Raw genomic sequence first — 25,548 nt, forward strand, 5'->3', positions numbered from 1 at the left:
TCATGGCAGGAGTGCGTCCAGGTCGGGTTCCTTCTCGAGCGTGCCGTACTTGACCGCGGCAGCGCCGAGGAGCTCCATCGACTCACGGTCGAACTCCGAGCGGAAGACTGGGAGGACCATCTTGCCGCGGGTGGCCTCGTCGATCTTGGTGTACGTCCCGACGATGTCGCGGACTTCCTGCTCGTTGTCGCCGGCGTAGTCGAGCGACTTGTTCATCGCGCGCGTGAAGCGCTCGACGAGGTCCTCGTTCTCCTTGATGTACTGCGTTGTCGTGAAGTAGCCCGCGATGTCGAGCTGCGGCGACATGTCGAGGTAGTTGTAGGTGACCACCCGCGCGCCGTCGGCCAGTGCGGCGGACATGAACGGCTCGAGGACCCAGATCGCGTCGACCTGCTTCTTGGCCAGCGCAGCTGGGGCGTCGGGGAACGCGACCTCGACGAACTTCACGTTCTCGGGATCACCGCCGTCCTGCTCGATCGCGTGGCGGACCGTCGTGTCGCCGATGTTCTTGAGGTTGTTGACCGACACCGTCTTGCCGACGAGGTCCTTCGGCGTCTGGATCGTGGAGTCCTCGGGCACGAGCACAGCGCCAAAGTCGGGCTCCTTGCCGGCCGACGAGGTGCCGTTGGCGACGAACTCGAGCGGGAGCCCCTGGTCCGCACCCACCATGAGCGACACGACGTTGCCGAAGGCGAAGTCGAAGTCGCCGCTGACCACGCCCGGCACCGCGGCGGCGCCACCGGTGGTCGTGGTGATCTCGAGGTCGATGCCCTCTTCCTCGAAGAAGCCCTTCTCCTTGCCGAGCCAGATCGGGGCGGTGTCGACGATGGGGATCACGCCGACCTTGATCTTGGTGTCTCCGTCGGCGCTCGTGTCGTCGGAGTCACCGCCTCCGCAGGCGGCGACGAGGGTCAGGGCCGCCGCGGCGAGGACGGTGGTGGCTATGCGACGCATGGTTCTCCTTGGGGCTGTACGGGGGCTGGCCCGCGGACCAGTAGGGGGCTGATCAGAAGGGGTAGGTGGGTGGCTCGTTGCGGACCGTGACCCAGCGGGTCTCGGTGAACGCCTCGATGTTGGCGTCGGCCCCGCCGTGCCGAGATCCGGTGCCGGACGCCTTGACGCCCCCGAACGGCGCGTTGGCCTCGTCGTTGACCGTCTGGTCGTTCACGTGGACGATCCCGGTCGGGATCTTGGCGGCGACCTCGAGACCCGCGGCGGCGTTGCTGGTGACGACGCCGAGCGAGAGCCCGTACGGACCAGCCGACGCGAGCTTGATCGCCTCGTCGACGGACGAGAACTTCACGACGGACGCGACCGGTCCGAAGACCTCCTCCGCGTACGCCGGCGCGTCGACAGGCGAGTCAGCGAGGACCGTCGGGCGGTAGAAGAGATCCTCGTACTCGCCGCCGGTGACCAGGCGGGCTCCGGCCTCGATGCTTGCGGTGACCAGGGCGTGAATCTTGTCGCGCTGGCCCTCGTCGATGATCGGGCCGAGGGCGACCTGGTCGGTGGCGGGGTTGCCGACAGGGAGGTGCGAGGCCTTCTCGGCGAGCTTGGCGACGAAGTCGTCGTACAGGCTCTCGTGGACGAGGTGGCGCCCCACAGTCATGCAGATCTGACCCTGGTGGAAGAACGCACCCCACGCGGCGAGGTTGACGGCCTTGTCGACGTCGGCGTCCTCGAGGACGACAAGGGCGGAGTTGCCGCCGAGCTCGAGGTGTGCGCGCTTGAGGTGCTTGCCGGCGGCCTCGCCGACCTTGCGGCCGGCGGCGGTCGAGCCGGTGAACGCGATGACCGCGATGTCCTCGTCGGTGGTCAGTGCCTCGCCGACGTCCGCGCCGCCGGGGAGCATCTGCAGGACGCCTGCCGGGAGACCCGCCTCCTCGAAGATGCGTGCGAGCACGACGCCGCCGGTCACCGCGGTACGCGGGTCCGGCTTGAGGATCACCGCGTTGCCGAGCGCGAGCGCGGGGGCCACGGCGCGGATGCCGAGGATGATCGGCACGTTGAAGGGCGAGATCACCGCGACGACGCCGGCGGGCACGCGCTGCGTGAACGACAGGCGCGACTCCTCGGTGGCGAGGACCTGGCCGGTCGGGTGCGACGGCAGCGCGGCGGCTTCGTAACACTCCGCGGCGCCGACGCTGAGGGCGAAGCCCGCCATGCCTGGGATCGCGCCGACCTCGCGGATGTTCCACTGCTGGATGGTCTCCGCGTGCTGTGCCCACAGGTCGCCCGCGCGGCGCAGGACGGCGGCGCGCTCGCTGTTCGGGCGGGCCGCCCACTCGCGCTGAGCAGCGATGGCGTGCTCGGCGGCCAGCCGGACGTCGGCCGCTCCGGCCCGGCCGACACGGCCGAGCTCGTCGCCGGTGGCCGGCTCGATGACCGGGTAGGTCTGCCCGTCCGACGGCTCGATCCACTCGCCTCCGAGGAAGATCTTGCCGGTCCAGATGGCTGGGTCGAGCATGGGCGACTGCCTCCTTGATCGTGGTAGCGTTCACGAGCGTTCGCATAGTGAACGTCTGTGCAATATCCGAACATACCGTGACGCCTGTCACAGGGCAACGGTGGATGCGGCTCTCTTCACGCCGTCCCCCCGGGGGGACGCTGATCACGGATAAGGTGCGAGCGTGGCGATCACTGACGAGGGGCGGCCGGTGGCGTCCGTCCAGTCGCTCCAACGAGGACTTGCGGTCATCCGCGCTTTCGATGCCGACCATGCGCGCATGACGCTGTCGGAGGTGGCGAAGCAGACCGGCCTCACGAGGGCGACGGCGCGACGCTTCCTGCACACCCTCGTCGACCTCGGCTACACCGACACCGACGGCCGCGAGTTCTGGCTGCGCCCGCGCGTGCTGGAGCTCGGGTATGCCTACCTGTCGAGCATCTCCCTGCCCGAGATCGCGACCCCGCACCTCAAGCGGCTGACCGACGAGGTCAACGAGTCGTCGTCGGTCTCGATGCTCGACGGCTCCGAGATCGTGTACGTCGCGCGTGTCCCCACCCGCCGCCTCATGACGGTCGCGATCAGCGTCGGCACCCGCTTTCCCGCGTACGCGACGTCGATGGGGCGGGTGCTCCTCGCAGGGCTCGACCGGGATGAGCGTGCGCGCGTGCTCGACACCGGCGATCTCGTCGCGCTCACGCCGAGCACGATCACCTCGCGCCCCGCGCTCGACGAGGTGCTCGACGAGGTTGCGGCGCAGGGATGGGCGCTCGTCGACCAGGAGCTCGAGGTCGGCCTGCGCTCGATCGCCGCACCGATCCGCGACGCCGGCGGCGCAGTGATCGCGGCAGCGAACATCTCGATGAGCGCCACCCAGGGCACCGTCGCCGAGGCGCAGGAGCGCCTGCTGCCGCCGCTGCTCGAGACCGCCTCGCAGATCGGTCGCGACCTCCGCGTCACCGGCGCCTGAGCAGCGGCGACGCTGACGACCGGCTCGACTCGGCTGGCGCGCGCGGCTCGAGAACGAGCGAAGCCGCGACCGGAGTCCGGTCGCGGCTTCGTCTGGCGGAGGTGGCGGGATTTGAACCCGCGAGAGGTTTCAACCTCAACCCGCTTAGCAGGCGGGCGCACTAGGCCACTATGCGACACCTCCAGGCGTGCCGCTCAAGGCTACAAGGTCGTACGGGGACCGATCCAATCGGGGCCGTGGCTCACGATGTGGGCGGCAACGGGCGGTAGCCGTGGGAGGCGTTCAGACGCTCGCGGATCTCGCGCTGGAGGTCGAGCCCGCGGATGCCGAACAGCATCATCGGCAGCCGCGTCGTACGCCCCTGCTCGAGGCCGATGACGAGGTCCGTGCCGCCTGCAGGGCTCGGCATGTCGTCGACGCGCTCGACCTGCGCCCAGGAACCCGCACGCACCCCGGCACCACGGACGCGGTGGACGCGATATCCGGTCTCCGTGAGCGTGATCAGGCGCGGAGGCCAGCGCAGGGCCGCGGCCGACGCGACCACCAGGAGCGCCACGAGCACAGCCGCGACGACTCCCCAGACGGCGGTCGAGCCGCCGATCGTGAGCAGGACCGCGGCGATCACGGCCCCGACGGCGGCGACCATCATGCGCAGGCCGAACAGCCGCAGCGCGAGGACGAGCGTCAGGCGGTACGTCGTGGGTTGCATCGTGTCACTCATCTGTCCGTCGATCATGGAGCAGAGGGGGCGGGATTCGAACCCGCGGCTGACACTTCTGCCAGCGACCGCTTTCAAGGCGGTTCCGATCGGCCACTCCGGCACCCCTCCTCGGGCGTCGTGCGCGCACCACACCCGGTGTCGATTGTCGCACCAGCGTCGTACGGGCTCGCCGACCACCCACCGACCCGGACGACAGGGCAGCTGCTCGGGCTACTTGAGGGCGGTGAAGCGCGCGGGCTCGGCGCGGACGAACGCGTCGCCGTCCTCACGGCGTGCGGCACGACGGCCAGAGCGCGACGTGGAGCCCGGGTCGAGCTTGCGGATGAGGAGCCCGAGCCCGAGCCCGAGGATCGCCGAGTAGAACGTCGACAGCGCCACGTACGTGACGTCGGCGTTCGGTGACGCGAGTCCGGTGGCCATCACGGCGGTGCCGACGACGCCGAACGCGCACATCCACCAGCCCTGCCGGCGGTTGGAACGCGTGCTGATCCCCCAGACGAGGGCGGGGAACCCGATCAGCACCTCGGTGGGCCGAGGGACGCCGCCGATGGTGTCGCGCAGCCAGTCCGCCGTGTCGTCGATCGCGCTCACCAGCTCGGGCGAGCCGTACGAGCGGACGATCGTGCTGTAGACGAGGAGCACCGCGAGCACGCCGGCCCCGCCCGCGATCAGCGTGACGCCGCGCCGGCCGAGCCCGTGCAGACCGGCCCCGAGGCTCCAGACGATGCCGAAGATCGTCGCGACCGCCGCCACCAGCACGAGGATGTAATAGCGCTGCTGGACCAGCGGGGCGTTCCAGGCGGCGACGGCGACGGCCGCGCTGGTCGCCATGACGAGCGCGATCGCATACTCGCGGAGGACGCCCGACAGAGTCTCGGCCGGTCTCGTGATGAGGACGGCGAGCACCGCGCCGAACGTCGCGGTCACCACCGAGGCGCCGGCCATGGCCCACGACCACTCGGTGAGCAGGGCGATGCCGCTCAAGGCGGCGACGAGGATCGACCACAGCGTGCTGCGGCCGCCGCTGCGCCGGGCGACGCCGGCGGTGAAGACGACGGCGAGCACCGCTGCGCCGTACCGGGCATACCGGTCGGGGAAGCCGACCGCCACCACGGACGTGATCGCGACCGCGAAGCCCGCCAGCCAGGCGAGGAACAGACCGCTGACCCCGGCCGCACGCAGCGCCTTCATGCTGAAGCGAGGCTCGCGGATCGGCGGGATGTAGCTCAAGGTGTCGCTCGCGCGCCTGTGCGGCGCGGCGCGGCGGCCTCCGGACGTGTTGCTCACGGCGCCACCACCTCGTGCGTCACGCCGATCCGGCGGTTGGCCAGCGACGGGTTGGTCGTACGGGCGCGCTCGAGGCGCTCGGCCGACAGCGTCGCGCGGACGATCGCGGGCTCCTCGCCGGCCGAGGCGACCACGACGCCGAGCGGGTCGACGACCATGCTGTGCCCGACGTACTTGCCGCACTGGTCCGCGGCGACGACGTCGACGGTGTTCTCGATGGCTCGAGCGCGCAGTAGCGTCGACCAGTGGTCCTCCTTGAGCGGCCCGCGGACCCAGGCCGCCGGGACGCACAGGACGTCGGCACCCGCGTCGACGAGCATCCGCGCCATCTCGGGGAAGCGCAGGTCGTAGCAGGTCATCAGCCCGATGCGCCGCCCTGCGACCTCGAAGACGGCCGGGGCGATCTGGCCCGGGGCAAGGCGCTCGGACTCGGCATAGCCGAAGGAGTCGTACAGGTGGATCTTGCGGTACGTGGTCACGAGCGTGCCGTCGGGCGCGAAGGCGAGAAGCACGTTGTAAGGGAGATCGGCTGCGCCCGTGGCGTCGTGGCGGCTCTCGAACCCGCCGGCCACGACGTGGGCGCCGAGGCGCGCGGCGTGTCCTGCCAGCTGTGCGGCGAAGGCGCCGTCGAGCGGCTCGGCGGCACTGCGGAGGTCGTCGTCAGAGGTGCCGAAGTCACGCATCGTCGCCTCGGGGAGCACGACGAGGTCGAGTCCGTCGCGCGGACCGAGAGTGCCGAGGACGTCGTCGACCAACGCTCGGTTCGTGTCGGCGTCGGTCGTCGCGCTCAGCTGGACGAGGGCGACCTGCATACGTCCATCTTTGCAGGGCCGTCCACGCTGCGGCAGGGTGAGGCCGTGCCCGTCTCACCGATCGTGCAGCCCGGAGTCCCGCCGTACGACGTGATCGTCGTGGCCGGAGGGTCGTCCCGCCGGTTCGGTTCGGACAAGCTCGCGGCCCGTGTCGGCGGAGAGTCCCTGCTCGACCGCGTGCTCGGGGCTGCCTCCGGTGGCCGGCATGTGCGGGTGGTGGGGCCGCGACGTCCGACCGTACGTCCCGTGGCGTGGACGCGTGAGGAGCCTGCGGGTGCCGGCCCCGCTGCCGCCGTCGTCGCCGGGATCGCCGCGATCGAGGGCGATTCCGCGGATGCTGCCCCGTACGTCGTCCTCCTGGCGGCCGACCTGCCGTACGTGACCCAGGAGACGGTCGACCGCCTGGTCACGGCGGTCGACGAGTCCCCCACGAGCGACGGCGCGCTGCTCGTCGACCCGGACGGGCGCGCCCAATATCTTTGCAGCGCGTGGCGACGCGACGCTCTCACGACGGCCGCTACACGCCTGGCGGACTGGGACGGCGTGGCCGTACGGGCGCTCCTGGAGCCCTTGCACGTACGGCAGCTGCCCACGCGGGGGCGGGAGGGCCATGACGTGGACCGGCCGGAGGACCTACCGTCGGACGCATGAGCACTTCGACCGGACCTGAGCGCTCGCTCGACGACTGGGGTGACGTCGTCTGCGCGGCCCTCGGCATCGAGCCCGACTACGACCTCCACGCCCTCCTCGACACCGCGCGCGAGGTCGCCCACGCGGTGGAACGGCCGGCGGCCCCGCTGACCGCGTTCCTCGTCGGCTTCGCGGCCGCACAGGCCGGTGGGAGCGCCGAGGACCTCGACCAGGCCCTCGACCGCGTGACCGCGCTGGCCCAGGAGTGGACCACCTGACCCGACGGTACGGTGTGGCCATGCGTGCCGTGGTGGTGAAGGAGCCCGGAGGGCCGGAGGCGTTGACCGTGGTCGACCTCCCCGATCCGGTCGCCGGACCGGGTGAGGTCGTGATCGACGTGGTGGCCGCAGGGGTCAACCGCGCCGACGTCCTGCAGCGGCAGGGGCACTACCCGCCGCCGCCAGGCGCGAGCGACGTGCTGGGCCTCGAGTGCTCCGGCCTGATCGCCTCGGTCGGCGCCGACGTCACCCGCTGGAAGGTCGGTGACCCCGTCGTCGCGCTGCTGGCCGGCGGCGGGTACGCGGAGAAGGTCGCCGTCCCCCAGGAGCAGGTGGCCCCGCTGCCCGAGGGCATGGACCAGGTAGCGGCCGGCGGGCTGATGGAGGTTGCGGCCACGGTGTGGTCCAACGTGTTCATGACCGCCGACCTCCAGCCGGGCGAGCGCCTGCTCGTGCACGGCGGGGCATCGGGGATCGGCACGATGGCGATCCAGATGGGCAAGGCCTTCGGGGCGTGGGTCGCCGTGACCGCAGGGTCCGAGGCCAAGCTCGAGGCGTGCCGTGAGCTCGGCGCCGACGTCGCGATGAACTACCGCGAGATCGACTTCGTCGAGGGGTTGCGCGCCGCCACTGAGGGGCACGGTGCCGACGTCATCCTCGACAACATGGGCGCGGCCTACCTCCCGCGCAACGTCGCGGCCCTCGCCCACGACGGGCGGCTCGTCGTGATCGGGCTGCAGGGCGGGGTGAAGGGCGAGCTGAACCTCGGTGCCCTCCTCGCCAAGCGCGGCTCGGTGGCCGCCATCAGCCTGCGCGGCCGGCCGCCGGTCCAGAAGGGCGAGATCGTGTCCGACCTGGCGGCGAGCACGTGGTCGATGTTCGCCGACCAGACGCTCAACCCGGTGATCCACGCGACCTTCCCGCTGGAGGACGTCGCCGAGGCACACCGGGTCCTCGACGCGTCGAGCAACGTCGGCAAGGTCGTGCTCACGCTGTGATCACGCTCGCGCACGGGGCGTGGTCGGCGACGGTCAACCCGTACGGGGGCGGGCTCGCGTCGTTGGTGCACGACGGTGAGGACGTGGTGGTCCCGCAGGACGGTCAGGGCAGCCACCCCGCGTACCGCGGTGCCGTGCTCGCCCCGTGGCCCAACCGCCTCGAGGACGGCACGTACGAGTTCGACGGCGTGACGTACGAGGTGGCGCTCAACGAGACCGAGGAGCACACGGCGCTGCACGGGCTCGTCCACGACGTGGAGTGGGAGATAGTGGAGCAGATGTCGGCGTCCGTCGGCCTGCAGGCCGACGTGCCCCGCGTTGCCGGATATCCGTTCTCCATCCGGCTCGACCTGGCCTACATGGTGTCCGATGCAGGGCTCGCCGCGTCGCTCGTCGCCACGAACACCGGAGAGGGCGACGCCCCGTACGGCAGCGGTTTTCACCCATACCTCGTCGCCGATCCGGTCGCGCAGACCCCGCTCGCGCTCGACGCGGCCTGCTTCGTCGAGACGTCGGCGGACCGGCGCCTCCCGACGGGGACGGCCGGCGTGGCAGGAACCCCGTACGACTTCCGCGAGTCGCGACCGATCGGTACGACCACGCTCGACACCGCGTACGGGCACCTCGGGGCGCCGGTCGTGCGGGTGGGCCGGACCGTGGTCGGGCTGGGAGCCGGGGTCCGTTGGCTGCAGGCGTATACGCCGCCCGACCGCCGTTCCGTCGCCGTCGAGCCGTGCTCGTGCCCCGCCAACGCGTTCCGGTCGGGGGTGGACCTGGTCGTGCTCGCTCCTGGGGAGCAGCACACCCTCGCGTTCACGCTCTCGCGCGCGGCTTAGCCAGCGCGGAATGCCGTCGCCGATCCTCGGCATCGCCGTTGCCTGACTACAGTGGATGGATGGCAGGCGAACCGTTCGACCACACCGGCAGCGAGCACCACCAGGTCATCGGGCCCGACGGGCAACCCGTCGCGGAGCCAGAGGCCGAGGACGAAGCCCAGGGACGCTCGGTCACCGAGCTCGTCGAGCAGCCCGCGAAGGTGATGCGGATCGGGAGCATGATCCGTCTGCTCCTCGAGGAGGTGAAGTCCGCCCCGCTCGACGAGGCCAGCCGCGCGCGTCTGCGTGACATCCACCAGACCTCCATCAAGGAGCTCGAGGACGGGCTCGCCCCCGAGCTGGTCGAAGAGCTCGAGCGCCTCAGCCTGCCGTTCAACGAGACGACGCCGTCGGACGACGAGCTCCGGATCGCCCAAGCACAGCTCGTCGGCTGGCTCGAAGGACTGTTCCACGGCATCCAGACGGCGATCTACGCCCAGCAGATGGCGTCGCAGGCGCAGCTGCAGCAGATGCGTCGTGCGCTCCCGGGGGCTCAGGGAGTCCCGGTCCAGGGCCGCCCCGGCGTGCCCGGACAGGTGGCCGAGGACGGTCCGCAGCAGCGGCCGGGCATGTACCTCTGAGCTGACGACCCCGGGCCACGGTCACGGATCCGTAACAGAACTTGTGCGGGTGACCTTTATTGGCGCTACGGTGTGAGACGTGTGACCGGTACTCGCCTGGCGTTGAGTAGACATTTGCGTCCGTCTGAGTACGTTCGCCCTGATATGTCTCTTGACACCGATGTTTGACTTTCTGCATCTCGAAGTCCACAAGGAGATGCAGTCGCCATGCACATCGTCTCGGACCGCCGCCAGGTCGACGCCCACACGGACGTCGTCCCCGCCTGCGCCCAGATGCCCGACGTTTACGACACCCTCAGCGAACCACTCGAAGACCTGTCCCGCTCCGGTGAGAGCTGGGACGCGTGGTTGGCTGCTCACGCCCAAGCACGCGAAGCATGTGCCGCGTGCCCGCTTCTCACCCAGTGCCTCTATCGCGCCGTCGTGGATGGCGAGGTCGCGGGCTACGCCGCCTGCACCTCACCCGAGGATCGCGCCGAGATGCGCTCCCGCCTCGGGATCAGGCTGACGCCGCCCGACATCGACCGGATCGCCGGCGTCCGTACGGCAGGCTCGCCGGTCGACCACGAGTCGATCCTTGCGGCGCGACGCCTCTACCCCCGTGACACGTTCGCTCAGCTCGCCGAGCGGCTCGGGTGCTCACTGTCCACCGTCAAGCGCCACCTGCGCGAGGCGTCGACGCGACCGCGAACGGTCGCCCCGGCGCGCACTCGGACGACACGGCCGACGGTCGACGAGGTCCTGGACGTCTTCGACGAGGTGGTCTCGGCCAGCATGTCGGGCAGGGGCTCGACGAGCACGGTCGCCGACACCGTCCAGCCGCCCTGTTCCCTCAGCGCGTGATCCCTGAGTCCGGCCACGCACGGGGGTGGCCGGCCCAGGGAGAGCCCGACGGGCGCCATTGGGCGTCGTCGGGCCAGGTCAGAGGTACTTCTCGAGCTCTCGTACGACGCCGTCGTTCTCGACGGTCTCGGTGACGTCGTCGGCAACGGCCTGGACGTGCAGGGGAGCGTGGCCCATCGCGACCCCGCGTCCGGCCCACTCGAGCATCTCGACGTCGTTGGAGCCGTCGCCGATCGCGAGCACCTCCGCGCGGTCGACACCGAGCTCGGCGCACACGTGCTCGAGCCCGGCCGCCTTGGAGACTCCCTCGGGTGCGAGGTCGAGCCAGGCGGTGTAGCCGACGTAGTAGTTGGTGCCTTCGAGCCCGAGCGAGTGTGCCAACTCGGCGAACTCCTCGGCCGAGGCATTCGGGCTGCGGACGATCACGCGGCTCACGGGCTCGGCGATGAGGTCCTCGACCGGCTCGTGCGCCATGGTGCCGCTCAGCTCACCGTCGGGGAACGCCTTGTTCATGCGGTAGCCGACGCCGACGTTCTCGACCGCCACCGCAGCGTCCGGCACCGCCTCGAGCAGCGCCCGTACAGCGGGGCCGGCGTCGAAAGTGACCGTGTGCAGGAGCGTGATCGGGTCGTACGAGAAGACCACGGAGCCGTTGCTCGCCACTGCGAGACCCTCGTCGAAGCCGAGCTTGGCGACCGCGTCCATGACGCCCGGCACGGCGCGTCCGGTGGAGATCACACAGTGCATCCCCGCGTCGGCTGCGGCGCGGACCGTCTCGCGGACGGCGTCGGTCATCCTGTTGTCGTAGTCGACGATCGTGCCGTCGATGTCGAGGGCGATCATGCGGGGCCGCCAGGTCCTGGCGGCGTCGTCGGTGGAGTGTGAGGTCAACGTCAAGACAGCGGCTCCAAGATCTCTCGGCCTGCGAGATAGGGCTGCAGCGCCTTGGGGACCCGGACGGACCCGTCGGCCTGCTGGTGGTTCTCGAGGAGGGCGATGATCGTCCGGGTCGACGCCATCAACGTGCCGTTGAGCGTGGCGAGCGGGGTGATCTGCTCGCCGTCGCGCATGCGGATGGCGAGGCGGCGCGCCTGGAAGCTCGTGCAGTTGGAGGTGGAGGTCAGCTCGCGGTACTTGCCCTGGGTGGGGATCCACGCCTCGCAGTCGAACTTGCGGATGGCCGACAGGCCGAGGTCGCCGGCCGCGACGTCGATGACGCGGTACGGGAGCTCGAGCGCGTCGAGCCAGTCCTGCTCGTGCCGGAGCAGCTCCTCGTGCACGGCGTACGAGTCCTCGGGCTTCGCGTAGACGAACATCTCCACCTTGTCGAACCAGTGCACCCGGAAGATGCCCCGGGTGTCCTTGCCGTACGAGCCTGCCTCACGGCGGTAGCAGGGGCTGAACCCCGCGTAACGGAGCGGCAACGTCTGGGCGTCGAGGATCTCGTCGGAGTGGTAGGCCGCGAGCGGCACCTCGGACGTCCCGACGAGATAGAGGTCGTCCTTCTCGAGGTGGTAGACGTCGTCGGCGGCCTGGCCGAGGAACCCGGTGCCCTCCATCGCCGACGGCTTGACCAGCGCGGGCGGGATCATCGGGGTGAAGCCCCAGGCGCTCGCGCGGTCCATCGCCATCTGCACCAGCGCGAGCTCGAGCTGGGCGCCGATGCCGGTGAGGAAGTAGAAGCGTGCGCCGCTGACCTTGGCGCCGCGCTCGATGTCGAACGCGCCCAGGCGCTTGCCGATCTCGAGGTGGTCGAGCGGCTCGAACCCCTCGGCGGCGAAGTCGCGCGGCTCGCCGACGATCTCGCGGACCACGAAGTCGTCCTCGCCACCCGCGGGTGCCTCGGGAGCGGCCAGGTTGGGCAGCGTCGCGAAGAGCGTGTCGAACGTCGCGCTTGCGGCGTCGGCGGCTGCGTTGGCCTCCTTGACCTGTGCGGCGAGCTCCTTCGTACGGGCCAGCAGGGCGGCCTTCTCGTCGCCGGTGGCCTTGGCGACCTGCTTGCCGAGTTGCTTCTGCTCCGCCCGCAGCGCCTCGTACCGGCCGATCGACGAGCGGCGTGCCTCGTCGGCGGCGATCAGCTCGTCGACGACAGCCTCGGACTCACCGCGGCGGCCCTGGGCTGCACGGATCTCGTCAGGGTTGTCACGCAGCGTACGAACATCGATCATTCCCCCAGCCTATCGGCGTGGCTGACACGACTACCCTGATCGGGTGCCGATCGACCTTCGCCGCGCCCGGCCGGCGCGCCCTGCCCTCCTGCCGACGACGTGCGGCGTCCTTTTCGCCGTCTTCGTCGCGCTCGCCGCTGCGGTGTGGTGGGAGTGGGCGCCGCTGATCGACCTCGACCAGCGGGTCGCTGACGCCGCGCACGAGGCGGTGGTGGGCAGCGCGACACTCACGGACGTTCTCCTGTGGGTCGCTGACTGGCTCGGGCCGTGGGCGCTGCGCATCGTCCTGCTGATCGTCGCCGTGTATGCGCTGGCGCGGCGGTCCTACCGGATCGCGGTGTGGATCGGGCTGTCGATCGCCGTCCAGTACGCCGCGGTCTATGGGCTGAAGCGGCTGATCGAGCGCCCCCGGCCGACGTTCGACGACCCGATCCAGGTGCTGGACACCTTCTCCTTCCCCAGCGGGCACGCGACGGCGGGCGCCACCTTCTCGACGATCATGGTCATCGTCACGCTGCTGGTCGTACGCCGAGGCGGGCTGCGCTCGCTGTTGAGCGTGCTGTGGATCGCCTGCGGGGTGCTCGTCGGGCTCGACCGCATCTTCCTCGGCGTCCACTACCTGTCCGACGTCGTCGCCGGATGGGCGCTGGGGACGGCGATCGCACTGTTCCTCTGGTGGCTGTTCACCCGTACGGCGTACGCCGTGGAGGAGCCCACCCACCCTGCCGTCGCGGGTACGGGGCGCCGGCAGGTCGGCGTCGTGCTCAACCCGGTCAAGGTCGGCGACCCGGAGGCCTTCCGTACGAAGGTGCGCGACGCTGCGGCCCGGCACGGCTGGGCGGAGCCGCGGTTCTTCGAGACCACCGTCGAGGATCCGGGGGCGTCGCAGGCCGTCGAGGCGCTCGAGGGTGAGGCCGACCTGATCATCGTGGCCGGCGGCGACGGCACCGTACGCGAGGCGTGCGGCGAGCTCGCCCGTACGGGCATCGGGGTCGGCGTGATCCCGCTCGGCACCGGCAACCTGCTCGCACGCAACCTCTCGCTGCCGCTGCACACCGGCGACGCGATCGACAACGCGTTCGTCGGCCAGGACCGAGCGATCGACATCGTGCGGCTGTCGATCGACGGCTCGGAGGATTCGACGACGTTCCTCGTCATGGCGGGGCTCGGCTTCGACGCGGCCATCATGACGGGCACCAACGAGGACCTCAAGAAGCGCGTCGGCTGGCTCGCGTACGTGGTCTCGGGGGTCAAGCAGCTGTTCCGGTTCCCCAGGACGCGGGTGCAGATCTCGATCGACGACGGGCCGTTCGTACGCCGCCGCGCGCTGACCGTGGTCGTGGGCAACGTGGGGTTCCTGCAGGGCGGCCTGCCGCTGCTGCCGGACGCGCAGATCGACGACGGTGAGATCGACGTCGTGGCGATCGCGCCGCCGCACAAGTTTGCGTTCCTGTCGGTGGGGCTGCGGTTGTTCGCCCGTCGCAAGCGCACCGACGAGCGGCTCGACCGGATGACCGGCCGTACGGTGACGCTGCGGACGGACCGACCGACCCCGATGCAGCTCGACGGGGACCCGATCGGCGACCACACCGAACTCCGCGCGACCGTCGAGCCCGGCGTTCTGCTGGTCCGCGTGCCCCGCTGAGGACGTGGCTGGGCATGCGACCGCGCGTGCCGTACGGACAAATGTCACGGTTAGGTAACGGAAGTCATTCGCGTGTTCCCTTCGTGGTAACCGGGTGTTGAACTCTCTTTCGCATGTGGTGCAGATCGCACCGTTCCTTCGGAGGGAGACCGATCATGCTTCAGTCGAAGCCTGCCCGTACGGGCAAGCGTCGTACGCGATTCGCAGCGGCCGCGACAAGCACTGCACTGGTCGCGGGAGTCGGAGGCCTGGTGCTCGCCGGTGCACCGGCAGCCAACGCCGCCAACGTGAACCTCGACAAGCGCTTCAACTACACCTGCAAGGTCGATGCCGGCGCGCTTCCGCTCGGCAACCACGTCCTGGGTGTGCGTGCGCAGGTCCAGGTCCCGAGTGTCGTCAACCGCAACCAGACGCTGCCCACCCGCAAGACGACCATCACGCTGACGCTCCCCGAGACGCTGCGTGAGGCGACGTACGACATCCTTCGCGGGCGCACGGCCGGCGGCGAGTCCAAGGACGCCAAGGTCAGCCTCTCGGCGCCCGGCTCGTCGACGCTGACGGTCGGCATCGCGAACCTGAGGGCTGCGCAGGCCGCTGTTCCCGCAACGGCTGGCGCCCCGTGGAACATCGCGACCGTGGGCGACGTGCCCGCGATCAAGGTCCCGGCAACTGCCCACACTCGGGCCTCGTTCAGCATGCCCGCCGCCTTCAGCATCGCCGCGACCGTCATCAACGTGGACGATGTCCGCATCGGCGTCACGCTGGCGTGCAAGACGGCAGGTAGCCGCGTCATCGGCTCGGTCGCGATCAACAAGAACGCCTCGAAGGTCGCCGCGAAGGTCTCGCCCAAGAAGATCAAGGCCAAGAAGACCAAGGCCAAGATCGCCGTCACCGTCTCGGCCGGTTCGCCGAAGGCGTCCGGCAAGGTCACCGCCAAGATCGGCAAGAAGACCGTCGGCAAGGGCACCGTCAAGAACGGCAAGGCGACGATCAAGCTCAAGAAGTTCAAGAAGAAGGGCACCTACAAGATCAAGGTGACCTACGGCGGGTCGGCGTACGCCAAGGGCTCGACGAAGACGATCAAGGTGAAGGTCAGGAAGTAACGACCCGCACCATCTCGCGAGCACGTCATCGGCGATAGCGCCGTACGGATCCTCCGAGGGGACGAGTGCCCCGGCCCGCCCACGGGTCGGGGCACTCGCTCGTTTCGGGGTCGGGGACCGTTCCGCCAGGCCATTCATTGGGGTACCCGACCGAGGCCCGACCTACCCCAACCGGCCCAGTAGGGGCGGCGTCGGTTCGTTGGGGTACCCCAACGAACCGAGAGAGCGGAGGGCCCGGGCACTCGCTCGAACTGAGGCGCCTCCGAGGTCGTGCAGCGCGCCCTAGGGGTGCGGGACGGTGGCGGTGATGATGGAGCCGTCGGCGCGGCGTACGCCCTCGAGCGGGCCGGGGCCGGGTGTTCCGGCGAGGACGGGGCCCTGGTCCTCCAGCGGCACCACGACGGGCTCCGCGGCGGTGACGTGCACGATCTTGCCCCGTACGGAGAACTTCGCGCCCGGCCCCTCCTCGACGGTGAGCTCGACGGCATCGGCCGTGACGCGCACGCGGATCCGGCTCTTCTTGATCGTCAGCCGATAGACCAGCTCGTCCCAGCTCACAGGCAGCCGTGGATCGATCGAGAACTCGCCGTTGTAGTCGCGGAATCCGCCGAACCCGTTGGCTAGCGTGCCCCACACGCCGCCGGTGGACGCGACGTGGACGCCGTCGGAGGCGTTGCCGTGCAGGTCCGCGAGGTCGACGTAGAGCGCCTCGGTGAAATAGCGCACTGCCATGTCCGAGTAGCCGACCTCGGCCGCGATCAACGCCTGCACGACCGCCGACAGCGTGGAGTCGCCGGTCGTGATCGGGTCGTAGTACTCGAAGTCGCTGCGCTTCTGCTCGGTCGTGAACTGGTCGCCCTGCAGATAGAGCGCGAGCACCACGTCGGCCTGCTTGAGCACCTGGAACCGATAGATCACCAGCGGGTGGTAGTGCAGCAGCAGCGGCCGCTTGTCCGCCGGCGTGTGCGCGAGGTCCCACACCTCGCGCTCGAGGAAGTGCGAGTCCTGCGGGTGGATGCCGAGGTGCTCGTCGTACGGGATCGCCATCGCCTCGGCGGCCCGCTCCCACTCCTCGACCTCGTCGCTGTCGAGGTGCAGCCGCGCGACCATCCGCCCGTACGCCTGCGGCCACGCGCGCTCGAGCTCGCGCACCGCCCGCGCGGCCCGGCGCAGGTTGAAGCGCGCCATGACGTTCGTGAACAAGTTGTCGTTGACGACCGTCGTGTACTCGTCGGGTCCGGTCACGCCGTGGATGTGGAACGAGCCGCGTCCCTCGCTGCGCCAGAAGCCGAGATCGGTCCACAGGCGCGCGGTCTCCACAAGGATGTCGACAGCCTCGCGCATGAGGAAGTCGGTGTCGCCGGTCGCGTCGACGTAGCGGCTCAGGGCGTACGAGATGTCGGCGTCGATGTGGTACTGCGCGGTGCCTGCGGCGTAGTACGCCGACGCCTCCTCGCCGTTGATCGTGCGCCATGGGAAGAGCGCGCCGCGGTTCGAGAGGTCGCGGGCGCGGCGCCGCGCGGCGGGCAGCATGTTGTAGCGGAACCGCAGCGCGGACCGGGCGAGCTGGGGATAGACGTACGTGAGGAACGGGAGCACGTAGATCTCGGTGTCCCAGAAGTAGTGGCCGCCGTACCCGGAGCCGGTGACGCCCTTCGCGGGGATGCCGGCCCCCTCGGCGCGGGCGGAGGCCTGCGCGACCTGGAACAGGTTCCAGCGCATCGCCTGCTGCAGCGCGGGCTGGCCGCCGATGGTGACGTCGGCCTTCGCCCAGTAGTCGGCGAGCCACGCCTTCTGGTCGTCGAACTGCCGACGGAGCCCTTCGGCCTCGACCCGGTCGAGCGTGCGGCGGCACCGGTCGAGGAGCTCGCGGGCGGGGACGCCGCGCGAGGTGTGGTACGAGGCGACCTTGGTGAGGCGTACGGTGTGGCCGGGCTGCGCGTCGATCTGGTAGACGACCTTGGCCATGTCGTCGTCGACCTGCATCTGGCGCTGCACCGGGTCGACGGTCTCGATGGAGTGGTCGGCCCCGACACCGAGCGTCATGCCGGACTCGGCGGCCTTGTAGCCGAGCATCACCCGCCCGGTCTCCTCGTCGGCGTGCTGGAGCTGCGGCAGCAGCACGCGCCGGCCGAACCGCTCGGCCTTGCGCGGGTCGGCGCCTTCGCCCATCGCGGCGGAGCGGACGTGGTACTCGTCCTCGCCATCTTGGCGGTTGAGGATCTGCGACGACAGCGTGATCGGCGCGGCGGCGTCGAGCAGCGTGACCTCGAACGTCATCACCGCCAGGTGGCGCTGCGTGAACGACACCATGCGCTGCGCCTTGATGCGGACACGCTTGCCGGCGGGCGTGCGCCAGACGATCTCGCGGCACAGCACCCCCGTACGGAGGTCGAGGGTGCGCTCGTACTCGATGAGGTCGGCGACCGGCAGCAGCAACGGCTCGTCGTCGACGTAGAGCCGGATGACCTTCGCGTCCGGCGCGTTGACGATCGTCTGCCCGACCCGGGCGAACCCGAACGCCTCCTCGGCGTGGTTGATCTTCCACGTCTCGTGGAACCCGTTGACGAACGTGCCGTGGCTGTGGGACTCGCGCCCCTCCTCGACGTTGCCGCGCAGGCCGAGATAGCCGTTGCCGAGGGCGAACAGCGTCTCCGTGCGACCGAGGTCGTCGGCGCTGAAGAACCGCTCCGAGAGGCGCCACTCGTCGATCGGCCAGCGGTGACGGTCGAGGTAGTCGGAGACGGGGCGCGGGGTGTCGCGCGGGACGGGGGTCATGCGAGCTCCCCTAGGTCGGAGACGACGATGTCCGCGCCGTTGTCGAGCAGCACCTGGTGGCCTGCGCCGCGGTCGACGCCGATCACGAGGGCGAAGTCGCCCGCGGCGCCCGCCTGGACGCCGGAGACCGCGTCCTCGACGACGACCGAGTGCGCGTCGTCCGTGCCGAGCTCCTTGGCGGCGAACGCGTACGTGTCCGGGGCGGGCTTGCCCGGCAGCCCGTGCGCCCGCGCGACGGCGCCGTCGATGACTACCGAGAAGCGGTCGGCCAGGCCCGCGGCTGCCAGTACGGCGGGCGCGTTGACCGAGCTCGAGACGACGGCGAGGCCGATCGGGAGGGTCGCGAGGTGGTCGAGGAGGGCTACGGAGCCCGGGTACGCGGCGACGCCGTTCGCGGCGAGCTCGCGCTCGAACTCGGCGTTCTTGCGGTTGCCGAGGCCGCAGACCGTCTCAGCCGTCGGCGGGTCGCTGGGATCGCCCTCGGGCAGCGTGGCGCCACGGGAGGCGAGCATCGTGCGGACACCGTCGTAGCGGGGCTTGCCGTCGACGTACGCGAAGTAGTCGGCGTCGGTGTATGCGGGAGTGATGTGGTGCTCGTCGAGATACGAGGTGAACAGCGCGGCCCAGGCACGCATGTGGACCTCGGCAGTCGGTGTCAGCACGCCGTCGAGATCGAACAGCACGGCGTCGTAGTCGGCCCAGCGGACCAGCGGGGATCTGCTCACTCTTCGAGGGTATGGCGTCGAGGTTGCGGTCGCGTCACGTGTGTCCAGGCGCGGCGGCGTCGGCGTTTATTCGAGGAAGTTCTCAAATCTTATTCACGTGACGTATCTCACTGTGTCACAGTGAGTTATTCGGTACGGCGTGAATCGCGTCGACCTCTGGAGGGAGACCAGATGGACCACCGTCAGCGCAGTCGCGCTGCCATGAGCCGGACGATTGCGGCGATCGCCGCCGGCGCACTCGTGCTCGGAACGACCACCGCTCTCGGAGCGGCCTCACCAGCGAACGCGGCGATCGGCGCCGTCGCGGCGGACGCGCCTGTCACGCAGGACATCACGCTCGACAAACCGGTGTACCGGACGCCATTCTTCCCGATCGCCACCGCGACGCTCGCGGCGAGCGGCGGGTCCGGCGAGATCACGTACTCCGCGGGCGCGATCACCGGCCCGAACGGGGACACCGGGGGCAACATCGAGATCGTCGGCGACACCGCCAAGATCAACATGAACCAGCAGGACCCGGTCGGCGAGTACTCGTTCCCCTACACCGCGACGGATAGTGCCGGCGAGTCCAGCACGTCGACGGTGCGGTTCAGCATCGAGAACCTGCTGGCGAACGTCCGCGACCTGCGCTTCACGACCAGCAAGGACAAGCCGTTCGACGCGTGGCCGTACGCCCGCGATCCGGAGACCGGCGGGCCGTTCCCGTGGACGTGGACGGAGAACTCGTTCAGTTACGGCGAGCCCGAACACGGCGAGCTCGTCAAGTTCTTCACGCCGCCGGAGGACCCGAGCGACTCCGTCGCGTCGAACTTCGCGGCGATCCAGCACAAGATCACCTACGTCCCCGACCCGGGCTTCGTCGGCACGGACTCGTTCACCTACACGCTGACCGATGGAGACGGCGACGAGTCGACCGGCTCGATCACCGTCGACGTCGTCGACCCGGGGACCACGGCGCGCGGCGTCCTGAACGACGTCCGCTACCGCTGTGCGTTCGCCATCCGCGCCAACATGGAAACGGGCGAGATCGGCAACGAGAACGATCCCGTCGACCCGGGGACGAGCAACCTCGTCAACATGGTCATGGGCGGTGACGTCACGTTCCGCGTGGACGTGAGGGCCCACATGCCCACCACGCTCGCGCCGGGCGAGAAGTTCAAGGTGCGCGACACCGCGATCGACCTGAAGATGGCGCAGCCGATGGCCGAGCTGCTCGCCGGGAGCGACATCACCGCAGCGCCGGTCGACGCCCCGCCGCCGCTCGACGAGGCAGGCTTCGGCCAGATCGAGGTCGGCGGTGCTGCGACGGCGACGGCGGTGTTCACGGAGTCGGCGACGGGCAAGTCGTACGAGGTGCCGATGTCCGGGCTGCGGTCCGCGATGGTGCCGATGTCGCTCCCGATCCCGTCCGACGGGGTCAGGATCCCCGTCATGGGCGGACTTCCCGAGCTGACCGCGCCCAGGTCGGGCGAGCTCTCGGTGTCGATGCCGAAGAAGTTCTTCATCAACTCGATCCTCAACCCGGGCGTGCTCGGCGGGATGATCAAGAAGGTGGGGCTCGACTGCACGGCGATGGAGGGCGAGAGCCTCGTCATCGCAAGCGCGCCGATCGTGGACCCGGTCGCCTCGAAGGTGGCGGCGTCGGCGTCGACCGTGCGCTACGGCGTGGCCGCTCCGAAGGTGAATGTGTCGGTGGCGCCTGCCGGTGCGACGGGCACGGTCGAGGTCCGCAAGGGCACGACGGTTCTGGGCAAGGCTAAGGTCGCGGGCGGCAAGGCGTCGGTGACCCTGCCTCGTACGGCGCTGAAGCCTGGCGCGCACACGCTGTCGGTGCGGTACTCCGGTGACGTGCGGACGAAGGCCTCCACGGGGTCGGTGCGGGTGTCGGTGACCAAGGCCAAGGCCTCGCTGACGGCGAAGGTGACGACCAAGAAGGTCGTGGCCAAGAAGACCCGCGCCAAGGTGCGCGTCACGGTGAAGGCGCCGGGTGTGAAGCCCGGTGGCACCGTCGCGATCTATGCCAAGGGCAAGAAGATCGGGACGGCGAAGGTCGGTTCCTCCGGCATCGCGACGGTCACGCTCAAGAAGTTGCCGAAGGCCGGCAAGGTCACCCTGAAGGTCCGCTACCTCGGCAGCGCGACCACCGGTGCGGCGACCAAGACGATCAAGGTCGCGGTCAAGAAGCGCCGCTGATGAGACGTCGGCGCCGCCCGTGATCGGACGGGCGGTGTCGTACGAGGCGGTCCCTGGTCTCACCCTCACGAGACCGGGGACCGCCGCCCTTTGGGGCGGCACGGCGTCCGGCGGCTCGCCAGGACGACGTGGCGCACCGCACCCGAGGCCCTCGGTCCCTCCCTCCGGGATCGGGGGCCTCGGTCGTTCGCTCAGCGCCGTCAGGGCAGCGCGAGCCGGCCGTCGACGCGGCGCGGGATGCGCCACGGGTTGTCGTCGCGCAGCGGCGCAGGAAGCGCTGACTCCGGCACCGACTGGTAGGTGACGGGCCGCGTGAAGCGGCTCAGCGCGGAGGCTCCGACCGACGTCGCGGTCGGGTCGGAGGTCGCAGGCCAGGGGCCGCCGTGGTGCTGCGCCCATGTGTACGCGACGCCGGTCGGGAAGTCGCCGACGGTGACGCGCCCGGCCTTGGTGGAGAGCTGGGCGAGGAGGCCGGGCAGGTCCGGGTCGGACTCGCCGTCGGCCATGATCGCCGCAGCGAGCGTGCCCTGCAGGGCGTTGATCGTACGGGCGAGGTCCTCGTCGTCGCCGTACTCCGCGACGAGCGCGACCGGTCCGAAGCACTCTTCCAGCAGCCGGCTCCCCGGCTCCAGCGCGTCGAGCGGGACGGAGAGGACGGTGGACGCGACGGACCATCCGGCCTCGGGGCCGTCGACGGACGCGACGACCTCCGCACCGGCGTCGACGAGCTCGCCGACGCCCGTACGGGCTGCTGCGGCGATGCCCTCGGTGAGCGACCAGCCCTGGGGTGCGGCGTCGCGGAGCGCGTCGGCGACGGCGGCGGCGGCGCCTGAGCCGTGCGGGGCGAGCATGAGGCCGGGCTTCGTGCAGAACTGGCCGGTGCCCAGCGTGAACGAGCCGACGAAGCCCGACGCGATCTCGTCGAGGCGTGCGTCGGCCGCAGCGGCAGTCACCACCACGGGGTTGACGGTGCCCATCTCGGCGAAGACCGGGATCGGGGCCGTACGCCGCTCGGCCGCGTCTCGCAGCGCCATGCCTGCGCGCTGCGAGCCCGTGAACGCGACGGCGGTGATCTGCGGCTCCTCGACGAGCCGTACGCCGGCGTCGAAGCCGTGCACGATCCCGAAGACGCCGTCGGGCGCACCGGCCTCGCGCAGCGCGTCGGTCGCGAGCGCGCCGAGCCGCTGGCTGAGCAGTGGGTGCGCGGGGTGGCCCTTGACGACGACCGGGCAACCCGCGGCGAGCGCGGACGCGGTGTCGTTGCCGAGGACGCTGAACGCGAACGGGAAGTTGCTCGCGCCGAACACCGCGACCGGTCCGCGCGGCACGTTGACGCGGGCGAGCGCGGGGTTGGCTCCGGCCGCGTGGTCGATCGTGGCACCGAGGTACGAGCCCTCGATCGCGACATCGGCATAGAACCGCAGCTGTCCTGCCGCTCGGACGACCTCGCCCTCCAGACGAGGTCGCCCGAGCGCGGTCTCTTTGTCCGCGAGGTCCACGAGCTCGTCGCGCGCGGCCTCGAGGGCGTCGGCGATCGCGCCGGACCAGCGGGCGCGCTCGGTCGGTGGCATGGCGGCCACCTCCGTCGCGCACGCGGCGGCCGCGGCGACGATCGCGTCCACCTCGTCCGGTGGAGTCGCGGCGACCTCACCGTTCACGCCGCCGGTGCGCGGGTCGTACGAGACGTCGGTGGCCGCGGTCATGCGGGGAGGCCCTGCACGCCGGCCTCGAGCACGCCGAGCGCGTCGTCGAGCAGCGCGTCGCTGATCACCAGCGGCGGGAGCAGCCGGATCACGTTGCCGTACGTCCCGCACACCAGCACGAGCACTCCCGCCGCATGACAGTGTGCGGCGAGGGCCTGGGCGAAGCGCGGCGCCGGGTCCTTCGTGCCGGGCTCGACGAGCTCGATCGCGAGCATCGCCCCGCGGCCCCGTACGTCGCCGATCCGCCCACCGGACTCCGCGCGCATCTCCTCGAGCCGTGGCGTGACCCGCTGCTCGATCTGCGCCGCCCGCGCGACGAGCCCCTCGCTCTCGATGGTCTCGATCGCACCGAGCGCCGCCGCACACGCGACCGGGTTGCCGGCGTACGTGCCGCCGAGCCCGCCGGGCGCGACCGCGTCCATGATCTCGGCGCGCCCCGTCACCGCGGACAACGGCATGCCGCCGGCCAGCGCCTTCGCGGTCGTGATGAGGTCCGGGACGATGCCCTCGTGCTCGCTCGCGAACATGCGGCCCGTCCGCGCGAACCCGGTCTGGATCTCGTCCGCGACGAACAGGATGCCGTGCTCGCGCGCAAACTCGACCACGCCCGGCAAGAACCCCTCGGCCGGCACGATGAACCCGCCCTCGCCCTGGATCGGCTCGGCGACAATCGCGGCGACGTTGTGCGCGCCGATCTGCGTGAGCACGATGTCCTTGAGCGTAGCCAGGGCGTCGGCGGCGCACGCCTTCTCGTCGCCGTCGTAGCGGTACGGGTATGCCATCGGCGCGCGATAGACCTCCGGCGCGTACGGCCCGAAGCCCTCCTTGTAGGGCACGTTCTTGGCCGTCATCGTCATCGTCATCAGCGTGCGCCCGTGGTACGCGTGGTCGAGCACGACGATCGCCGGACGGCCCGTGGCCGCGCGCGCGATCTTCACCGCGTTCTCGACCGCCTCGGCGCCGGTGGAGAAGAGCGCCGTCCGCTTCTCGTGGTCGCCGGGCGTGAGGCGGTTGAGCGCCTCGGCGACCTCGGTGAAGCCCTCGTACTCGGTGACCATGAAGCAGGTGTGCGTCATCTTCGCGGCCTGCTCGGCGATCCGCGCCACGACCTTCGGCGCTGCGGCCCCGACGCTCGTGACGGCGATGCCCGAGCCCATGTCGATGAGCCGGTTGCCGTCGACATCGACGAGGAGCGCACCGTCCGCGTGATCGACGAACACCGGCAGCGTGATGCCGAAGCCGCGCGCCACCTGCTTCGCCCGGGCCTTGTGCAGCTCGACCGAGCGCGGCCCCGGGATCTCGGTCTTGAGGAGTCGTGCCTGGTCGGTCATCGTCGTCATCCTTCGAGGTTCGCCATCACGTGCTTGATCCGCGTGTAGTCCTCCAGGCCGTACATGGACAGGTCCTTGCCGTATCCGGAGCTCTTGAACCCACCATGCGGCATCTCGGCGACGAGCGGGATGTGCGTGTTGATCCAGACGCAGCCGAAGTCGAGCGCGTTGGACATCCGCAGGCCGCGCCCGAGGTCCTTGGTCCACACCGACGAGGCGAGCGCGTACGGCACGCCGTTGGCCTTCGCGATGGCCTCGTCCTCGTGCTCGAAGGTCTGCACGGTGATGACGGGGCCGAAGACCTCGCTCTGGATGAGCTCGTCCTCCTGCTGCAGGCCGTCGATGACCGTGGGCTCGATGTAGAAGCCGCGATCGCCCTGCCGGCCGCCCCCGGTCGTGACAGTGGCGTGGTCGGGGACGCGCGAGAGGAAGCCGAGGACACGCTCGAGCTGGTTCGCGTTGTTGACCGGCGGCACCCACGCGTCTTCGTCGTTGCTGCCGCGCCCGTACGAGGTGGTGGCGGCCTTCGCCTGCTCGGTGAGCGCCGCGACGAAGTCGTCGTGGACGCGCGGGTGGACGAGCACGCGCGTCGCGGCGGTGCAGTCCTGCCCGGCGTTGAAGTAGCCCGCGACTGCGATGCCCTCGGCCGCCGCCGCGATGTCCGCGTCGTCGAACACCACGACCGGCGCCTTGCCGCCGAGCTCGAGGTGCACGCGCTTGAGGTCGTGAGACGCCGCCTCGGCGACCTGCTTGCCCGCCCCCACCGAGCCGGTGATCGACACCATCGCCGGCGTCGGGTGCGAGACCACGGCGGCACCGGTCGTACGGTCGCCGCACACGACGTTGAGCGCGCCCGCGGGGAGGAACTCCGCGGCGATCTGCGCCATCAGCACCGTCGACACCGGCGTCGTGTCGCTCGGCTTGAGGACGACGGTGTTGCCCGCGGCCAGCGCCGGGGCGAACTTCCAGACGGCCATCATCATCGGGTAGTTCCACGGCGCCACCTGGCCGACCACGCCGACCGGCTCGCGGCGGATCCACGACGTGTGGCCGGCCATGTACTCGGCGGTGGCGCGCCCCTCGAGCACGCGCGCCGCGCCGGCGAAGAAGCGGATCTGGTCGACCATCGGCGGGATCTCCTCCGCCATGGTCACCGGGATCACCTTGCCGGTGTTGCGGCTCTCCGCCGCGACGAGCTCGTCGGCGCGCGCCTCGATCGCGTCGGCGATCTTGAGGAGGGCCTGCTGGCGCTCCGACGGCGTCGTGCGCCGCCAGGTGTCGAACGCCTTGGCCGCCGACTCGTACGCGAGGTCGACGTCAGCCTGGCCGGACAGCGGCGCGTCGCCGTACGTCTCCCCGGTGGTCGGGTCGACGAGGTCGGTACGGCGTCCGTCCCGCGTGTCGACGAGCGCGCCGTCGACGAAGTTCTGGACGTGCACGGTGTCGGTCATCCTCGATCTC

General features: G+C 70.4%; 22 protein-coding genes and 2 tRNA genes. 10 read left to right on the plus strand and 14 right to left on the minus strand.

Annotated elements, in window-relative coordinates; translation table 11 throughout:
• Together H4N58_RS00630 and H4N58_RS00635 are read right to left on the minus strand one after the other, a co-directional pair.
• Nucleotides 1-954 carry an ABC transporter substrate-binding protein gene (locus H4N58_RS00630; RefSeq protein WP_167000930.1) on the minus strand — a complete coding sequence of 318 codons (954 nt, stop codon included), beginning with the start codon at nt 952-954 and terminating at the stop codon, nt 1-3.
• 52 nt (nt 955-1,006) lie between these two features.
• Nucleotides 1,007-2,467 carry a benzaldehyde dehydrogenase gene (locus H4N58_RS00635; protein WP_167249503.1) on the minus strand — a complete coding sequence of 487 codons (1,461 nt, stop codon included), beginning with the start codon at nt 2,465-2,467 and terminating at the stop codon, nt 1,007-1,009.
• A 163-nt stretch (nt 2,468-2,630) separates the two neighbouring features.
• Here H4N58_RS00635 and H4N58_RS00640 point away from each other — a divergent pair, with 163 nt between their 5' ends.
• Complete coding sequence (locus H4N58_RS00640; RefSeq protein WP_208322218.1) at nt 2,631-3,416, plus strand: IclR family transcriptional regulator C-terminal domain-containing protein; 786 nt, start codon at nt 2,631-2,633, stop codon at nt 3,414-3,416.
• Nucleotides 3,417-3,509: 93 nt separating this feature from the next.
• Here H4N58_RS00640 and H4N58_RS00645 read toward each other — a convergent pair.
• The 5 genes from H4N58_RS00645 to H4N58_RS00665 form a co-directional block, all read right to left on the minus strand.
• A tRNA-Ser gene (locus H4N58_RS00645) sits at nt 3,510-3,599 on the minus strand.
• Between the two features lie 58 nt (nt 3,600-3,657).
• Nucleotides 3,658-4,137 (minus strand): hypothetical protein, encoded by a 480-nt coding sequence (locus tag H4N58_RS00650; RefSeq protein ID WP_167000934.1) that lies wholly within the window; start codon nt 4,135-4,137, stop codon nt 3,658-3,660.
• A 19-nt stretch (nt 4,138-4,156) separates the two neighbouring features.
• A tRNA-Ser gene (locus H4N58_RS00655) sits at nt 4,157-4,245 on the minus strand.
• Nucleotides 4,246-4,347: 102 nt separating this feature from the next.
• A complete protein-coding gene (locus tag H4N58_RS00660) occupies nt 4,348-5,424 on the minus strand; it encodes a hypothetical protein (RefSeq protein ID WP_167000936.1) in 1,077 nt (358 codons plus the stop codon).
• Nucleotides 5,421-6,236, minus strand: a complete 816-nt coding sequence (locus tag H4N58_RS00665; RefSeq protein ID WP_167249501.1) for a carbon-nitrogen hydrolase family protein — start codon at nt 6,234-6,236, stop codon at nt 5,421-5,423. The genes H4N58_RS00660 and H4N58_RS00665 overlap by 4 nt, the downstream gene beginning before the upstream one ends.
• 45 nt (nt 6,237-6,281) lie before the next feature.
• Here H4N58_RS00665 and H4N58_RS00670 point away from each other — a divergent pair, with 45 nt between their 5' ends.
• The 6 genes from H4N58_RS00670 (at nt 6,282) to H4N58_RS00695 (ending at nt 10,441) form a co-directional block, all read left to right on the plus strand.
• Entirely contained in the window at nt 6,282-6,887 is a 606-nt protein-coding gene (locus tag H4N58_RS00670) for a molybdenum cofactor guanylyltransferase (protein WP_167249499.1), read from the plus strand.
• Complete coding sequence (locus tag H4N58_RS00675) at nt 6,884-7,144, plus strand: DUF6457 domain-containing protein (protein WP_167000942.1); 261 nt, start codon at nt 6,884-6,886, stop codon at nt 7,142-7,144. Before H4N58_RS00670 ends, H4N58_RS00675 begins: the two co-directional genes overlap by 4 nt.
• A gap of 20 nt (nt 7,145-7,164) precedes the next feature.
• Nucleotides 7,165-8,142, plus strand: coding sequence for an NAD(P)H-quinone oxidoreductase (locus tag H4N58_RS00680; protein WP_167249497.1), 978 nt, complete (start codon nt 7,165-7,167; stop codon nt 8,140-8,142).
• Nucleotides 8,139-8,978, plus strand: coding sequence for a galactose mutarotase (locus H4N58_RS00685; protein WP_167000946.1), 840 nt, complete (start codon nt 8,139-8,141; stop codon nt 8,976-8,978). The genes H4N58_RS00680 and H4N58_RS00685 overlap by 4 nt, the downstream gene beginning before the upstream one ends.
• A gap of 59 nt (nt 8,979-9,037) precedes the next feature.
• Nucleotides 9,038-9,598: a bacterial proteasome activator family protein gene (locus H4N58_RS00690; RefSeq protein ID WP_167249495.1), complete on the plus strand. Its 561-nt coding sequence runs from the start codon at nt 9,038-9,040 to the stop codon at nt 9,596-9,598.
• 207 nt (nt 9,599-9,805) lie between these two features.
• Nucleotides 9,806-10,441: a WhiB family transcriptional regulator gene (locus tag H4N58_RS00695; RefSeq protein ID WP_167249493.1), complete on the plus strand. Its 636-nt coding sequence runs from the start codon at nt 9,806-9,808 to the stop codon at nt 10,439-10,441.
• 78 nt (nt 10,442-10,519) lie between these two features.
• Here H4N58_RS00695 and H4N58_RS00700 read toward each other — a convergent pair whose 3' ends face one another.
• Entirely contained in the window at nt 10,520-11,338 is an 819-nt protein-coding gene (locus tag H4N58_RS00700) for an HAD family hydrolase (RefSeq protein WP_243845043.1), read from the minus strand.
• The gene (serS, locus tag H4N58_RS00705; protein WP_167000952.1) at nt 11,335-12,609 is read right to left on the minus strand and encodes a serine--tRNA ligase; all 1,275 of its coding nucleotides are present in this window, start codon (nt 12,607-12,609) and stop codon (nt 11,335-11,337) included. The genes H4N58_RS00700 and serS overlap by 4 nt, the downstream gene beginning before the upstream one ends.
• Nucleotides 12,610-12,652: 43 nt before the next feature.
• Between serS and H4N58_RS00710 the strand changes: the two genes are divergently transcribed.
• Together H4N58_RS00710 and H4N58_RS00715 are read left to right on the plus strand one after the other, a co-directional pair.
• Entirely contained in the window at nt 12,653-14,254 is a 1,602-nt protein-coding gene (locus H4N58_RS00710; protein ID WP_167000954.1) for a phosphatase PAP2 family protein, read from the plus strand.
• A 155-nt stretch (nt 14,255-14,409) separates the two neighbouring features.
• Nucleotides 14,410-15,357 carry a DUF6801 domain-containing protein gene (locus H4N58_RS00715; protein WP_167249491.1) on the plus strand — a complete coding sequence of 316 codons (948 nt, stop codon included), beginning with the start codon at nt 14,410-14,412 and terminating at the stop codon, nt 15,355-15,357.
• A 282-nt stretch (nt 15,358-15,639) separates the two neighbouring features.
• Here H4N58_RS00715 and H4N58_RS00720 read toward each other — a convergent pair whose 3' ends face one another.
• Both H4N58_RS00720 and H4N58_RS00725 read right to left on the minus strand, forming a co-directional pair.
• Nucleotides 15,640-18,135, minus strand: coding sequence for a glycoside hydrolase family 65 protein (locus H4N58_RS00720; RefSeq protein ID WP_167249489.1), 2,496 nt, complete (start codon nt 18,133-18,135; stop codon nt 15,640-15,642).
• On the minus strand, nt 18,132-18,860 hold the full coding sequence (locus H4N58_RS00725) for an HAD family phosphatase (RefSeq protein WP_167000957.1): 729 nt from the start codon (nt 18,858-18,860) through the stop codon (nt 18,132-18,134). Before H4N58_RS00725 ends, H4N58_RS00720 begins: the two co-directional genes overlap by 4 nt.
• A 201-nt stretch (nt 18,861-19,061) precedes the next feature.
• On the opposite strand from H4N58_RS00725, the gene H4N58_RS00730 reads away from it, so the two are divergent.
• On the plus strand, nt 19,062-21,053 hold the full coding sequence (locus H4N58_RS00730) for an Ig-like domain repeat protein (protein ID WP_167249487.1): 1,992 nt from the start codon (nt 19,062-19,064) through the stop codon (nt 21,051-21,053).
• A gap of 200 nt (nt 21,054-21,253) precedes the next feature.
• On the opposite strand, the gene H4N58_RS00735 is transcribed toward H4N58_RS00730, so the two are convergent.
• The 3 genes from H4N58_RS00735 to H4N58_RS00745 are packed head-to-tail and all read right to left on the minus strand — an operon-like array spanning nt 21,254 to nt 25,538.
• Nucleotides 21,254-22,756 carry an aldehyde dehydrogenase family protein gene (locus H4N58_RS00735; RefSeq protein ID WP_167000960.1) on the minus strand — a complete coding sequence of 501 codons (1,503 nt, stop codon included), beginning with the start codon at nt 22,754-22,756 and terminating at the stop codon, nt 21,254-21,256.
• Nucleotides 22,753-24,096 (minus strand): 4-aminobutyrate--2-oxoglutarate transaminase, encoded by a 1,344-nt coding sequence (gabT, locus tag H4N58_RS00740; RefSeq protein WP_167249485.1) that lies wholly within the window; start codon nt 24,094-24,096, stop codon nt 22,753-22,755. The genes H4N58_RS00735 and gabT overlap by 4 nt, the downstream gene beginning before the upstream one ends.
• A complete protein-coding gene (locus H4N58_RS00745; protein WP_167000963.1) occupies nt 24,093-25,538 on the minus strand; it encodes a gamma-aminobutyraldehyde dehydrogenase in 1,446 nt (481 codons plus the stop codon). Before H4N58_RS00745 ends, gabT begins: the two co-directional genes overlap by 4 nt.
• Nucleotides 25,539-25,548 lie beyond the last annotated feature (10 nt).

Origin of the sequence: Mumia sp. ZJ1417 (assembly GCF_014127285.1) — a bacterium.
GTDB lineage: Bacteria > Actinomycetota > Actinomycetes > Propionibacteriales > Nocardioidaceae > Mumia.

Coding starts and splice junctions, on each gene's coding strand:
- H4N58_RS00630 (WP_167000930.1), bottom strand. CDS start 954: ATGCGTCGCATAGCCACCACCGTCCTCGCCGCGGCGGCCCTGACCCTC.
- H4N58_RS00635 (WP_167249503.1), bottom strand. CDS start 2,467: ATGCTCGACCCAGCCATCTGGACCGGCAAGATCTTCCTCGGAGGCGAG.
- H4N58_RS00650 (WP_167000934.1), bottom strand. CDS start 4,137: ATGAGTGACACGATGCAACCCACGACGTACCGCCTGACGCTCGTCCTC.
- H4N58_RS00665 (WP_167249501.1), bottom strand. CDS start 6,236: ATGCAGGTCGCCCTCGTCCAGCTGAGCGCGACGACCGACGCCGACACG.
- H4N58_RS00675 (WP_167000942.1), top strand. CDS start 6,884: ATGAGCACTTCGACCGGACCTGAGCGCTCGCTCGACGACTGGGGTGAC.
- H4N58_RS00680 (WP_167249497.1), top strand. CDS start 7,165: ATGCGTGCCGTGGTGGTGAAGGAGCCCGGAGGGCCGGAGGCGTTGACC.
- H4N58_RS00690 (WP_167249495.1), top strand. CDS start 9,038: ATGGCAGGCGAACCGTTCGACCACACCGGCAGCGAGCACCACCAGGTC.
- H4N58_RS00695 (WP_167249493.1), top strand. CDS start 9,806: ATGCACATCGTCTCGGACCGCCGCCAGGTCGACGCCCACACGGACGTC.
- serS (WP_167000952.1), bottom strand. CDS start 12,609: ATGATCGATGTTCGTACGCTGCGTGACAACCCTGACGAGATCCGTGCA.
- H4N58_RS00715 (WP_167249491.1), top strand. CDS start 14,410: ATGCTTCAGTCGAAGCCTGCCCGTACGGGCAAGCGTCGTACGCGATTC.
- H4N58_RS00720 (WP_167249489.1), bottom strand. CDS start 18,135: ATGACCCCCGTCCCGCGCGACACCCCGCGCCCCGTCTCCGACTACCTC.
- H4N58_RS00730 (WP_167249487.1), top strand. CDS start 19,062: ATGAGCCGGACGATTGCGGCGATCGCCGCCGGCGCACTCGTGCTCGGA.
- H4N58_RS00735 (WP_167000960.1), bottom strand. CDS start 22,756: ATGACCGCGGCCACCGACGTCTCGTACGACCCGCGCACCGGCGGCGTG.
- gabT (WP_167249485.1), bottom strand. CDS start 24,096: ATGACGACGATGACCGACCAGGCACGACTCCTCAAGACCGAGATCCCG.
- H4N58_RS00745 (WP_167000963.1), bottom strand. CDS start 25,538: ATGACCGACACCGTGCACGTCCAGAACTTCGTCGACGGCGCGCTCGTC.